Origin of the sequence: Candidatus Pelagibacter sp. Uisw_127, assembly GCF_047722515.1 — a bacterium.
Taxonomy (GTDB): Bacteria; Pseudomonadota; Alphaproteobacteria; order Pelagibacterales; family Pelagibacteraceae; genus Pelagibacter.
Window position 1 is genome coordinate 92086 of record NZ_CP159815.1, and the last position, 11991, is coordinate 104076.

At 28.6% G+C, this 11991-nt stretch carries 14 protein-coding genes; 8 read left to right on the plus strand and 6 right to left on the minus strand.

Features of this window, described 5'->3' with window-relative positions; all coding sequences use genetic code 11:
- The 4 genes from ABXT65_RS00475 to ABXT65_RS00490 are packed head-to-tail and all read right to left on the minus strand — an operon-like array spanning position 1 to position 2947.
- Entirely contained in the window at positions 1 to 777 is a 777-nt protein-coding gene (locus ABXT65_RS00475; protein ID WP_415323546.1) for an ATP-binding cassette domain-containing protein, read from the minus strand.
- Position 778: 1 nt separating this feature from the next.
- The gene (lptC, locus tag ABXT65_RS00480) at positions 779 to 1363 is read right to left on the minus strand and encodes an LPS export ABC transporter periplasmic protein LptC (RefSeq protein ID WP_415323547.1); all 585 of its coding nucleotides are present in this window, start codon (positions 1361 to 1363) and stop codon (positions 779 to 781) included.
- Positions 1364 to 2335 (minus strand): KpsF/GutQ family sugar-phosphate isomerase, encoded by a 972-nt coding sequence (locus tag ABXT65_RS00485; protein WP_415323548.1) that lies wholly within the window; start codon positions 2333 to 2335, stop codon positions 1364 to 1366.
- Positions 2336 to 2947 (minus strand): ribonuclease D, encoded by a 612-nt coding sequence (locus ABXT65_RS00490; RefSeq protein ID WP_415323549.1) that lies wholly within the window; start codon positions 2945 to 2947, stop codon positions 2336 to 2338.
- A gap of 16 nt (positions 2948 to 2963) precedes the next feature.
- Here ABXT65_RS00490 and ABXT65_RS00495 point away from each other — a divergent pair, with 16 nt between their 5' ends.
- Positions 2964 to 3932, plus strand: a complete 969-nt coding sequence (locus ABXT65_RS00495) for a complex I NDUFA9 subunit family protein (RefSeq protein ID WP_415323550.1) — start codon at positions 2964 to 2966, stop codon at positions 3930 to 3932.
- Between the two features lie 171 nt (positions 3933 to 4103).
- Here ABXT65_RS00495 and ABXT65_RS00500 read toward each other — a convergent pair whose 3' ends face one another.
- Complete coding sequence (locus ABXT65_RS00500) at positions 4104 to 4607, minus strand: GcrA family cell cycle regulator (protein ID WP_415323551.1); 504 nt, start codon at positions 4605 to 4607, stop codon at positions 4104 to 4106.
- 122 nt (positions 4608 to 4729) lie between these two features.
- Here ABXT65_RS00500 and ABXT65_RS00505 point away from each other — a divergent pair, with 122 nt between their 5' ends.
- From ABXT65_RS00505 to argF, 3 genes are read left to right on the plus strand one after another with little or no spacing between them, the layout of a single operon-like run.
- Positions 4730 to 5542 (plus strand): ABC transporter permease, encoded by an 813-nt coding sequence (locus tag ABXT65_RS00505; RefSeq protein ID WP_415323552.1) that lies wholly within the window; start codon positions 4730 to 4732, stop codon positions 5540 to 5542.
- A gap of 3 nt (positions 5543 to 5545) precedes the next feature.
- On the plus strand, positions 5546 to 6712 hold the full coding sequence (locus ABXT65_RS00510) for an aspartate aminotransferase family protein (protein WP_415323553.1): 1167 nt from the start codon (positions 5546 to 5548) through the stop codon (positions 6710 to 6712).
- A gap of 2 nt (positions 6713 to 6714) precedes the next feature.
- Positions 6715 to 7644 (plus strand): ornithine carbamoyltransferase, encoded by a 930-nt coding sequence (gene argF / locus ABXT65_RS00515; protein ID WP_415323554.1) that lies wholly within the window; start codon positions 6715 to 6717, stop codon positions 7642 to 7644.
- On the opposite strand, the gene ABXT65_RS00520 is transcribed toward argF, so the two are convergent.
- Entirely contained in the window at positions 7636 to 8181 is a 546-nt protein-coding gene (locus ABXT65_RS00520) for a c-type cytochrome (RefSeq protein WP_415323555.1), read from the minus strand. The two genes, argF and ABXT65_RS00520, sit on opposite strands and share 9 nt — an antisense overlap.
- A gap of 99 nt (positions 8182 to 8280) precedes the next feature.
- On the opposite strand from ABXT65_RS00520, the gene kdsB reads away from it, so the two are divergent.
- The 4 genes from kdsB (at position 8281) to ABXT65_RS00540 (ending at position 11991) form a co-directional block, all read left to right on the plus strand.
- The gene (kdsB, locus tag ABXT65_RS00525; RefSeq protein ID WP_415323556.1) at positions 8281 to 9021 is read left to right on the plus strand and encodes a 3-deoxy-manno-octulosonate cytidylyltransferase; all 741 of its coding nucleotides are present in this window, start codon (positions 8281 to 8283) and stop codon (positions 9019 to 9021) included.
- Position 9022: 1 nt separating this feature from the next.
- Entirely contained in the window at positions 9023 to 9853 is an 831-nt protein-coding gene (locus ABXT65_RS00530; protein WP_415323557.1) for a prephenate dehydratase domain-containing protein, read from the plus strand.
- 142 nt (positions 9854 to 9995) lie between these two features.
- Positions 9996 to 11681: a DNA polymerase III subunit gamma/tau gene (gene dnaX, locus ABXT65_RS00535; protein ID WP_415323558.1), complete on the plus strand. Its 1686-nt coding sequence runs from the start codon at positions 9996 to 9998 to the stop codon at positions 11679 to 11681.
- Positions 11674 to 11991 carry a YbaB/EbfC family nucleoid-associated protein gene (locus ABXT65_RS00540; RefSeq protein ID WP_415323559.1) on the plus strand — a complete coding sequence of 106 codons (318 nt, stop codon included), beginning with the start codon at positions 11674 to 11676 and terminating at the stop codon, positions 11989 to 11991. The genes dnaX and ABXT65_RS00540 overlap by 8 nt, the downstream gene beginning before the upstream one ends.

Below are 11991 nucleotides of genomic sequence, written 5' to 3' on the forward strand. Positions count from 1 at the left end.
CTAATTAAATTTAAATGAGTCCCCAAAGTAAGCATTTTTCGCTTCAATATTATTTACTAAATCATTTGGAGATCCTTGTGCTACAATTTTACAATTAGATAAAATTACCGCAACATCTACACAAGAAAGTAAATCTCTTGCTTGGTGATCACAGATACAAATGGTTATGTTATTTTCTGTTTGTAAGTTAACAATAATTTCTTGGAGCATTTTGATTGTGAGCACATCTAGTGCTGCAAAGCACTCGTCAAGTAGAAGCACTTTTGGATCACTTAATAAAGCTAAGGCAATTACTAATTTTTTTTTTTGACCACCAGATAAAAATTTTGCTTTAGTGTCACGTATGGCATCTAGCTCAAATTTAGCAATTAGTTGATCAATTTTATGATAAATTAAGTTTTTGTCTGTAATCACTATTTCTGCAATTGCTTTTAAATTTTCTAGCAAGGTAAGATCGCTAAAGTAACCCCCATATTGAGGAACATAACCAATTCTAAATTTTGTAGTCCTTAAATATATTGGGTAATTGATTACATCAGTACCATTAAATTTAATCTTACCGAAGTCTGGTTTAATTAAACCAGTAATCATATTAAAAATTGTTGATTTTCCAACTCCATTAGGTCCCAACATTCCTAAAATTTGTCCTTGATTAATTTTAAAACTTACATTGTCTAAAATTTTTCTATTACCAAATGATAGAGATATATTTTCTAATGAGATTATGGGTTGAGGATTTTTAAATGATTTGATTCTAAATTTTTTAATTATTCCCATATTATTTAGTTCCTTCTACTAGCACTTTTTTAGTACTATCGTTCATAAAAATTTTAGTGTCTTTAGTAATCATGTCCATTTCTATCCTATCAGCAAATAAATTTGTTTTATCTCTAATATAAACAACATTTGTAGTAATTGTTCCAAGGTTATTTAAAAAAGAAAAATTTGCATATTCCCCAGTTATTTTGTGGTCAGGATGAGTAATTATTACATTTTTAGAAAAAGCAGTATCATAATTTGTTGTATTGTATTCACCCAAATCAGAAGTAATTTTAATCGTATCAGAATCTTTTATAAAAATATAAGCGATAATATTTTTTAAAAACATTAAATCAGGACTATCTATCTTAATTTCTGCCTGTTCTGCTGTTATTTGATATTTATTTCCCTTAGTGTCCGAGGAGATATAGTTAATATTATCAATATAGTTCGATGTGTCATTCTGGTTAACATCAATATTTTTAATAATTATATTTTCTTTTAAATTTTTAGAATTTTTATTAAAATATTTTAAATAAAATAATAAAGAGATAAAAATAATTAAAAAAACCATTACAACTTGTATTGTAGTTTTTTTATTCATTTAATGAATATTAGACTGCAATATGTTGTGTATGTGCAAAATTCCAATTGTTTTTTTTTTATTTTTTTTACTGTTAACACACAAAGAGGTAATTTTTTTTGCATTCATTATAGATAAAGCTTTTTCAGCAAGTGTATCTTGATCGACGCTAATAGGGTTTAAGGTCATTACCTTTTTCACAGTTAAGTCTTGGAGATTGCTCCTTTTTTCATTGAACCTTCTTATTTGGCCATCTGTAATGATCCCTATCGTAACTTTTTTATTATTTTGAATAATTAAAGTTCCAAGTTTTTTATTTGATATAATTTGTAAGGCTTTTTTCATTTTTAACCCCTCATTAACAAAAGGAATTTTACTTCCAATAATCATTAACTCTTCAACTGTTCTTAGTTTAGCCCCAAGGTTTCCCGATGGATGAAATTTTTTAAAATCTTTTTTACTTATTTTTTTTCTATTTAACATGGATACTGCTAAGGCATCTCCAATACTTAACTGATTAATAGTGCTAGCAGTTGGTACAATTCCAAGACCAGCTTCAGTGACCTCTGGTATAAGTAACTTAATATCTGAGGCTTTATATAGTATAGAATCTTTTCTAGACATTATGCCTATCAAAGTAATTCTGTTTCGATTTGCGTACTTTATGATGTTTTTTAATTCCTCAGTAGAACCTGAGTAACTTATCAGAATTAAAATATCTTTTTTAGAGATACTGCCAAGATTTCCATGAGAACAATCGTTTGCAGATAGAGAAAAAGAAGGAGTTCCAACAGAAGAAAGTGTAGCTGAAATTTTAGCTGCTATTAGTCCACTTTTTCCAACTCCACATAGAATTACCTTAGATTGACATTTCGCAATTACTTCGACTGCTTCGTTAAAGGAATCATTAATTGAATTCTTCAGTTTTTTTAAGGCTTTAATTTCCAAGTCGATTACGTTCTTTGCAATTTTTTTATAATCTTTTTTTTTCATTTAATGGGCCCATATATCATCTTTGAATAAAGCCAAATCAAGGTCAACTCTAGTTTTTAAAAATTTTAAACATTCACTATATAAATCGACTCGTTCTTCTCTAATAAGAATTTTATTTAGTTCTTCATGAATTTTATGCAAATAAATAACGTCATTTGCACAATATTTGAGTTGAGCTGGTGACAATTCACCTCCAAAATCTGAACTCTGAAATTGTTTACTGACATCAATGTTTATAAATTCTTTAATTAAAGTTTTAAGAGAATGACTATCTGAATAAGATCTAGCTAATTTTGAAGCAATTTTAGTATCAAGAATATTTTTAGTGTCTGTTTTTAAATAATATTTGATATGAGCCATATCTGCTCTTCCATAATGAAATATTTTTGTAATTGACTCATCAGAAAGAACTTTATTTAAATTTGGAGCATTATAATTTTTTCTATCTAGCTGAATAATATGTGCATCAGAATTTCCACTTGATATTTGAATAAGGCATAAAGGGTCACGCTTAACATTGAGGCCCATAAATTCTCCATCAACCGCTATAATATTGCCTAAATCCAAATCTTCTGGTAGATCATTCTTGTGAAGTTTAATATCAATATTCATTTTTAATTATATATATATGAAAGTAAAAAATTGTCTAATTTTTGGCGGAAGTGGTCAAATAGGTCGTCATTTAATCAGAAAGCTTACTAAAAATAATTATAAGGTTACTGTAGTCACTAGAAACCTTCATCAAAAAGGATATGTAATAAAGACCCAGGCTAATGCTGGCTATATAGATATAGTTGAAGCTAATATCTTTGACGAAAAAAAGATTAGAAAACTTTTTACTCAAACTGATATTTGTATCAATTTAATCGGCATTTTATATGAAAGTGGCAAGGGAAATACTTTTAAAAATATTCACTCTATTTTTCCATCTATTTTAGCTAAACTTTGCAAGGAATATAAAGTTCAGCAATTTATTCATTTATCAGCATTAGGCATTAATGACGCTATAGATTCAAAGTATGCAAAAAGTAAGTTAGAGGGTGAGATCAAAATCCAAAAAAATTTTCCACTAGCTACCATATTAAGACCATCAGTAGTTTATTCAGTAGATGACAATTTTACTACAAACTTTATGACTTTGTTAGGTAGGCTTCCATTTTTTCCACTTTATTATAATGGAGCTACTAAATTTACTCCAATCCATTGTTCTGATTTAACAGATACTATCTTTCATGTTATTTCTAAAAATATACATTCTAAAATAATTGAGTGTGTAGGACCTGATGTTATTTCTTTAAAAATAATTTTACAAAAATTATTAAAGCTAATTAATAAGAATAGATTGCTAATTCCCCTTCCATTTTTTGCTGCAAATATTTCAGCAAAATTATTTCAATTATTTCCAAAACCATTATTGACAGTAGACCAACTTATTCTATTAAAGTATGACAATATTTCTTCAAATAAATATCAAACTAATTCTGATATAGGAGTTCCAAGCACACGGCAATTCGAGCAAGAAGTTGAAAAATATTGCTACATGTGGAGAGATGGTGGTCAATTTTCTACTAAAAAATATAACAATACTAATTCTTAATAGAATTTTTTAAACTAAAGTTGTATAATTTATTAAATGGTGATTAATTTTACTTATGTTTTAATATTTTTAATTTTTTCATTTCTATTGTATTTAATTATCAAATCTATTGGGAGAGGTATTGATGGAAAAAATAGAAATAAAAAATAATAGTTTTAGAAGAAAATATTATTAAGCACTATTAACTTTTTTATCAATATACTGTGGTACATCATCTTCTTTATCAGTAGTAGTGTGCTCTTCTCTTTTCCCTTTTGGCTGATAAGCATATAGTAAATGAAGTTTACAATATGAAAAATCTTTTAAAGAGGACCTTCCACAGAAATAAAATGATTTTTCCTCAGGATGTCCAACAGGCCATTTACAAGAGCTTTCATCTAGCTCTTCTAATTTTTTAGGATTTTCTGGCTCAAAATCTTTTTCAATAAGCAAAGACTTAAACTTACTTTTTTTTCCTTGTTTTTGTTTGAAATTACTTTCTTCTGAGTTGCTGTTAAAACTTTGACTTGATGAAGCATTTCTAGTTTTAATTTTTGATGACAAGTTTAATCTATGAGCCTTACCAATAACTGCATTTCTGCTAATTCCACCAATTATTTCAGCAATTTGACTTGCCGTGCTTCCTTTCCCCCAAAGCTCTTTTAGTTTTCCAACTTTTTCTTCATTCCAACTCATAATCTATATTTAGTATGTTAATTAATTATAATAACTACATACAGATCACACAAGATTAAAAAAAAAACAATAGATATTTTTGTTTTGTACACAAATTTCTCAAAATTTATATATGATTACTTATGGTTGAATTGAATAAGAAATATGAAATTAGTGTAAAAAAATTTGGTTTTATAAATTGGGTTGGTTTTAAAAGTTTATGGCTTAAAGAATGTAATAGGTTTATGGTAGTTTGGCAGCAAACATTACTATCTCCACTTGTATCTAGTTTGTTATTTTTGTCAGTTTTATCTTTGGCTTTAGGGAATAATAGGGGAGATGTTCTTGGTTATTCTTTTATCAGTTTTTTAGCACCAGGTTTAATTGCGATGAGTATTTTAACCCAGTCATTTAGTCATTCAGTGTCATCATTAATGATTGGAAAAATTCAGGGAAATATTGTTGATATGCTTTATGCACCTTTATCAGCATTAGAAGTTTCAATGGCAATAATATTAGCAGCTCTCACAAGAAGTTTTTTAATTGCCATAATTTCAATAGGTGTTTTCTCTCTAATAGTTGAGATGCCAATAAGTAATATTTTATTTATTTTTATTTTTGGTTTTTTAAGTGCTTTTATATTAGGAAGCTTAGGTTTTATTACTGGTCTGTGGGCTGAAAAATTTGACCATACAGCAACTGTCACCAACTTCATTATTACTCCATTGAGTTTTTTATCTGGTGTATTTTATTCTATAGACAAACTTCCTAAATTTTTTCAAATTATTAGTCATATTAACCCATTCTTTTACATGATTGATGGATTTAGATATGGTTTTTTAGGAAAATCAGATGGGTCAATAACTATAGGATTAATCTATTTAACAATTTTAAGTATTGTAATGTGGTATATGGCTTTTTTTCTTTACAAAAAAGGTTATAAAATTAAGTCTTAAAACATGAGTGCTTTAGCAAAAAATTATAATAGAAAAAAAATTTCATTTAATTATGGAAAAGGAAGTTTTCTTTACTCAACTAACGGAAAAAAATATTTAGATTTTGTCCAAGGGATTGCGGTTAACTCTTTAGGACACGCCAATCCACACCTAATAAAAGCAATTAATAAACAAGCTAAAAAACTTTGGCATGTGTCTAATGCATTTATAATTCCAGAAGGTGAAAAGTTAGCTACAAGATTAGCTAAAAAAACTTTTGCTGATTTTATTATTTTTCAAAATAGTGGAGCAGAAGCAACAGAAGCAGCAATTAAAGCTGCAAGAAGATATTTCTATTCAATAGGAAAACCAAATAAAAATAGAATTCTTTGTGTAAAAAATTCATTTCATGGAAGAACATTGGCCACAATTTATGCCAGTGGATCAAAAAAAATGACAGAAGGTTTTGGGCCAAAAGTTGATGGATTTGATCATTTCAAGTTTGGAAATCATAAATCACTAAAGAAATCTATAACGAATAGGACAGCTGCAATCATGGTTGAAACCATTATGGGAGAAGGTGGAATTAAAGTTATTCCAGATTGGTGTCTAAAGGGATTAAGAAAAATCTGTAATGAGAAAAAAATTTTATTAATTTTGGATGAAGTTCAATGTGGAATAGGTAGATCTGGTAATTTTTTTGCCTTTGAACGCTCAAAAATTAAACCTGATATTGTGCCAATAGCTAAAGGTATTGGAGGCGGTTTTCCACTTGGGGCAGTTTTAATGAATAAAAGAGTAGCATCTGGAATGACAGCAGGAACTCACGGCTCAACATTTGGTGGAAATCCATTGGCAATGTCTGTCGGAAATGCAGTTTTAGATCAAATATTTGAAAAAGGATTTCTTAGTAATGTTAAAAAAGTATCGAAATATTTTCACTCTGAGTTGAATAAATTAAAAAAGGACTTTCCAAAAATAATTAAAGAAGTGAGAGGTGTTGGTTTGCTGATTGGATTACAGTTACACAATGATCAAACAAAATTTATTCAAAAATTAATGGATAATAAATTATTGACAATTAGAGCCGCAGAAAACGTCATAAGAATACTACCCCCACTTAATGTTAAAAAACAAGAAATAGACATGGCTATAAAAATTATCAAAAAAGTTTGCTTAACCCAAAAATAAAAATGAACCATTTTATTACACTTAAAGACATATCCGCGACAGACCTTAGAAAAATTGTAACTGATGCAAAAAAAAGAAAAGATAAAAGAAAGAAATTAAGTACGCTTGATGTTGATAAAGATAATCCTTTAAAGGGAAAATTACTTATTCAAATGTTTGAAAAATCAAGTCTCAGAACAAGACTAAGCTTTTATCTTGCAATAAAACAATTAGGAGGTGGAACCATAACACTTAGAGCAAATGAACTACATCTTGGAAAAGGAGGTGAGAGTTTAGCTGATACAGCAAGAATTTTATCAACTTATGGTGATGGTTTTATGTTGAGAACTGATAGTGATAAAAAAATAGAGGAATTTAGTAAATATTTAACAATACCTATTATTAATGGGTTGAGTCCATCATCACACCCGACGCAGGTTTTGTCAGATATTTTTACAGTCGAAGAGATTAAAAAAAAGCCTATTTCAAAATTAAACATCTGTTGGATCGGAGACTCAAATAATGTTCTTAATAGTTTAATTGCTGCATCAGTTAAGTTTTCTTTTAAATTAAGTATTGGTTGCCCTAAAAATTATGAACCTAAAAAATTTGTATTTGATTGGGTAAAAAAACATAAAGGAAAAATTAATATTTATAATGATGCTAAAAAAGCAGTAAAAAATGCTGACATTATTTTTTCAGATAAGGTTATTTCTTTAAACGATAAAGTTAATAAAACCAAAAAAATTAAAGATTTTAAGAGTTTTCAAATTAATTCCAAATTAATTAGCCTTGCTAAAAAGAATGCAACTTTTTTACATTGTCTACCGAGAGGCACAGAGGTCTCGAGTGAAGTTTTTCTAGGGAAAAATTCAAAGGTATGGCTACAGGCACTTAATAGAGTGCATGTTCAAAAAAGTATTTTGTTGTATTGTTTTGGTAAACTAAGGTAGCAGTTTAGGACTATCACTGTTTTGATTTAAGTATTTAATTATAGAGGCTCTATCTTTCTCTTTTCTTAAACCAGCATAAGACATTTTAGTTCCTTTTAAGTAAGAAGCAGGTTTTTGTAAGAATCCATTTAATTCCTCAAATGTCCACTGTTTGCCGTATGAAGCTAAAGTTTTAGAATATTTATAATCATCCAAACCACCAACCGTTCTCCCGACAACATTGTATAACGCAGGGCCAATTTTATTTTTTCCACCTTTATTTATTGAGTGGCATGCTGCACATTTTTTAAAGATTTTTTCCCCACTTGCTACATCACCCAATGTCATAAAAGCACCAATGTCAATTTTTTCTGCTACCTCAACCTCGGCAGCTTGAGAAGTTCCTGAGGTCAATTGGCTTTCTACTTCAACTTGATATCCAGGATTTTTGGGTTTCTTTACATGAAAAACACCATCTGCAATCTTTCCTAAACCGATTACAAACAGTGCAACCATTAAAATTGCAGCAATAATTTTATTTAGTTCGAACGAATCCATTTAATTATAATTATTTTCACATATAACATGATAATTAAAAAAATACTTAATTTTTTATAATTTTGCGCCTGTTGGACGCATAGAATTGGTAATTTTATAATGACAAAAACACTAATATTAATTCCATCAAGAATGGCAGCAACTAGGCTACCAGGCAAACCACTTCTAAAGATTAATAATTTATCAATCATTTCTCATGTTTTTAAAAGAGCAGAAGAAGCTAATATTGGCGAAGTAGTAGTTGCAACTGATGATCAAGAGATACTCAGTGATGTTCTAAAAAATGGAGGCAAGGCAATTTTAACAAGTAAATATCATGAAACGGGTACAGATAGAATCTTTGAAGCTTATGAAAAACTGAATATAAAAAATATTGACTACATATTAAATTTACAAGGAGACGAACCTGATATTGATAAAGATGACATTATTAATCTGAATAATTTTATGATTAATCAAGATGCTGAAATAGGTACGTTGGCAGCAAAAATTCAATATGATAAAATGTTAAATAACAGAAATGTAGTTAAAGTTATTACGGATCAAAAGTTGGCAGAAAGCAATTTTCCAAAAGCATTAAATTTTACTAGAGATAATCTATCAACAGTTAGTCAAAATATTTATCATCATATTGGAATTTATTCTTATAAGGTAAGCACATTAAAAAGGTTTGTTAATCTAGACCAAACAAATAATGAGAAAAAAAATAAATTAGAACAGTTAAGAGCTTTAGATAATAAGTTAAAAATAAATGTAGCTTTAGCAAAATCTTCTCCTATAGGGGTTGATACTGAAGAAGATTATCTGGCTATAAAAAAAATTATGGAATATAAAATATAAAATGAGCAAAATTTACATTCAAGGAACCTTCGGGGCCTATTCACATTTAGCGGCACTTGAAATTGAGCTCAATGCAGAAGTTATACCATGTAAGACATTTGATGAGTGTTTTGTAAAAGTATCCTCAGAAAGTGGCTCGCGAATGGTAATACCTGAATCAAATCGTATTACAGGAAACATTGGAATAGAATATTTAATTTTTAAATATAGATTAAATATTTACGCAGAACATTTTCAAATAATTGAACATAATTTATTAGGACAACCAGGAACTAGCTTAAAAGATATAAAAGATGTTTTTTCTCACACACAAGGCTTATCTCAATGTTCAAATTTTATTAAAAAAAATAATTTTATTGAACATGTGCGTGCTGATACAGCTGGTTCTGCTGAAGCAATTTCAAAAACAAAAATTAAAAGTGAGGCGGCTATCGCCTCTTCACTAAGTGCAAAAATTTATAAACTTAAAATACTTGCACCAAATATCGAAAATGAAAAAGGCAATGCAACTCGATTTTTAGTTATGGGTAAAGAAGTTTATCAACCAGATTTTGGAGACAAAAAATATATAACATCTTTTTTATTTAAATTGAAAAGCAAACCTGCTGCACTTTATCAATCTCTAGGGGGTTTTGCAATTAATGGTGTAAACCTAACAAAGCTTCAGAGCTACTCAGAACAAAACTCATTTGAATCATATTTTTTCTTATGTGACCTAGATGGTCACATAGAAGATCCAAAAGTTCAAAAATCTTTAGAAGAATTAGGACTTCATTGTCGAGATTTTCACGTGCTAGGTGTCTTTGAGGCTGATAAATTTAGAGAAAAATAATCCAGAAACTTTTCTTGTAGATTGGAAAACATTACTGCTATAATGGTTTTGGAGGCTAGAGGTGAATACTGCTTGAACCCGACCAGATCTTAACGGAAGCAGTTGTAGAGACAGTTTTTCAGGTTTTAGTCTCCTTATAAAAATGAATAAAAATACAAAAGTTTTAGCTTTAAAATATAGACCTCAGACATTCGCTGACCTTATAGGTCAAGATGTTGTTGCTGAAACAATATCTAATTCAATTAAAGCGAATAAAGTCCCTAATGCTTATCTTTTTACCGGGATTAGGGGGATTGGAAAAACTACTACAGCAAGAATAGTTGCGAAATCTTTAAATTGCTCAAATAGAATTGATGAACTTTGTAAAGATGATCTTTGTGAAAATTGCATAGCTATTTCAAATTCAAATCATATTGATGTATTGGAAATGGATGCAGCAAGTAAAACTGGTGTCGACGATGTGAGAGATCTTATTGAATTTTCTAGATATGGCCCAACTACAGCTAAATATAAAATATTTATTATTGATGAAGTTCATATGCTAAGCAAACAGGCATTTAATGCATTGCTAAAAACCTTAGAGGAGCCGCCTGAGTATTTAAAATTTATTTTTGCAACCACAGAAATAAAAAAAATTCCAATTACCGTAATTTCTCGTTGTCAAAGATTTGATTTATCTAGAATTAAGTCTTTAGAATTATTTGATTTTATAAAAAAAATTAAAGACAAGGAAAATGGTAATGCATCTGATGATGCACTTAAATTAATTGTAAAGATTTCTGAGGGATCTGTTAGAGACGCCTTATCACTGCTTGATAGAGCATTGCTTACATTAGACAAAGACAAGGAACTAGATTTAGCTTCTGCACAAAAAATATTTGGTCACTTTGATAAGTCACAGTTAATTAGTTTATTTCAGCTTATATTTGAAGGCAAAGAAACAGAGGTTTTGAATGTATATAGGGAAATTTACAACCAAGGTGTTGAACCTAAAATTTTTATAAATGATTTTTTAGAGCTTTTATATTATTTTAAAAACATTGAGTCATTAAACATTGATGGTACAAATTTTTCATTAAATGATGAAGAATTTAATAGAATTAAAGAAATTTCTGAAAAAATTAACAATGAAACTTTAATATTATTTTGGCAGTTTGCTATTAAAGCATTAGAAGAGCTTGATATTGTTTTCAATCAGCATTTATCAATAGAAATGTTCTTAATTAGATTAATTCATTTAAAAGGTATTAAGAACAGCTTTGATGCTAGCCATGAAGGCTCACAGCAGACAAATGAAAATATTAGCCAAACATCTCTTTCACAAAAAAAAAATGGTGAAGATTTATTTGGATTAAAAGATAAGGTGGAAACAATTGGTCAAATGAAAAATATTGCTCAAGAGAAAGACGAAACATTGAAAGATAATAAAGAAGTTGAAACGCAGACTAATCTTATAAATTCTTTTGATGACCTATTAGAAATATGTTCTTCAAAAAAAGAGATTAAATTAAAATATGAATTAGAAAAAAATGTTAATCTTGTTAGTTTTGAAGATCAAAGAATTGAAATTTCATTTAATGAAGACCTAGATAAAGATTTTATTAAAGATTTATCTTTAAAACTTTATGAATGGACGAATAACAGATGGATAATAACACTCAGCAAGACTAAAGGCCAACTATCTAAAAAAGAAACAGAAGTTAATTTAAAAAAAGAGTTAATAGAAAGTGTAAAAAATTCTTTAACTTATAAAAATATTTTAGAAAAGTTTCCTGACGCAGAACTGATTGATGTTAAAACTAATGAGAAAGAAAATAAGAATGACTGATTTTACTAAGATTTTAGATAAAGCTAAAGAATTAGAGTCCAAAATGAAAGAGAGCCAGGAAAAAATTAAGAATATTCAGGTTGAGGGAACATCGGGTTCTAATTCTGTAAAAGTTACATTAAATGGTGAAAACGAAATGATTAAAATAAATTTGTCAGACGAAGTGATGAAAGAAGATAAAGTTATAATAGAAGATTTAATAGTAGCAGCTCATAATAATGCAAAATCTGAATTGAAATCCAAAACATCTGAAGAAATTTCAAAGTCTACAAGTGGATTTGGGATTCCCGGATTTAAATGGCCACTTTAA

What these genes read in the sequence shown, in the direction of transcription:
- ABXT65_RS00505 (WP_415323552.1), top strand. Translation starts at nt 4,730, where the DNA reads ATGGTTGAATTGAATAAGAAATATGAAATTAGTGTAAAAAAATTTGGT.
- ABXT65_RS00520 (WP_415323555.1), bottom strand. Translation starts at nt 8,181, where the DNA reads ATGGATTCGTTCGAACTAAATAAAATTATTGCTGCAATTTTAATGGTT.
- ABXT65_RS00475 (WP_415323546.1), bottom strand. Translation starts at nt 777, where the DNA reads ATGGGAATAATTAAAAAATTTAGAATCAAATCATTTAAAAATCCTCAA.
- lptC (WP_415323547.1), bottom strand. Translation starts at nt 1,363, where the DNA reads ATGAATAAAAAAACTACAATACAAGTTGTAATGGTTTTTTTAATTATT.
- ABXT65_RS00485 (WP_415323548.1), bottom strand. Translation starts at nt 2,335, where the DNA reads ATGAAAAAAAAAGATTATAAAAAAATTGCAAAGAACGTAATCGACTTG.
- ABXT65_RS00540 (WP_415323559.1), top strand. Translation starts at nt 11,674, where the DNA reads ATGACTGATTTTACTAAGATTTTAGATAAAGCTAAAGAATTAGAGTCC.
- ABXT65_RS00500 (WP_415323551.1), bottom strand. Translation starts at nt 4,607, where the DNA reads ATGAGTTGGAATGAAGAAAAAGTTGGAAAACTAAAAGAGCTTTGGGGG.
- argF (WP_415323554.1), top strand. Translation starts at nt 6,715, where the DNA reads ATGAACCATTTTATTACACTTAAAGACATATCCGCGACAGACCTTAGA.
- dnaX (WP_415323558.1), top strand. Translation starts at nt 9,996, where the DNA reads ATGAATAAAAATACAAAAGTTTTAGCTTTAAAATATAGACCTCAGACA.
- kdsB (WP_415323556.1), top strand. Translation starts at nt 8,281, where the DNA reads ATGACAAAAACACTAATATTAATTCCATCAAGAATGGCAGCAACTAGG.
- ABXT65_RS00530 (WP_415323557.1), top strand. Translation starts at nt 9,023, where the DNA reads ATGAGCAAAATTTACATTCAAGGAACCTTCGGGGCCTATTCACATTTA.
- ABXT65_RS00510 (WP_415323553.1), top strand. Translation starts at nt 5,546, where the DNA reads ATGAGTGCTTTAGCAAAAAATTATAATAGAAAAAAAATTTCATTTAAT.
- ABXT65_RS00490 (WP_415323549.1), bottom strand. Translation starts at nt 2,947, where the DNA reads ATGAATATTGATATTAAACTTCACAAGAATGATCTACCAGAAGATTTG.
- ABXT65_RS00495 (WP_415323550.1), top strand. Translation starts at nt 2,964, where the DNA reads ATGAAAGTAAAAAATTGTCTAATTTTTGGCGGAAGTGGTCAAATAGGT.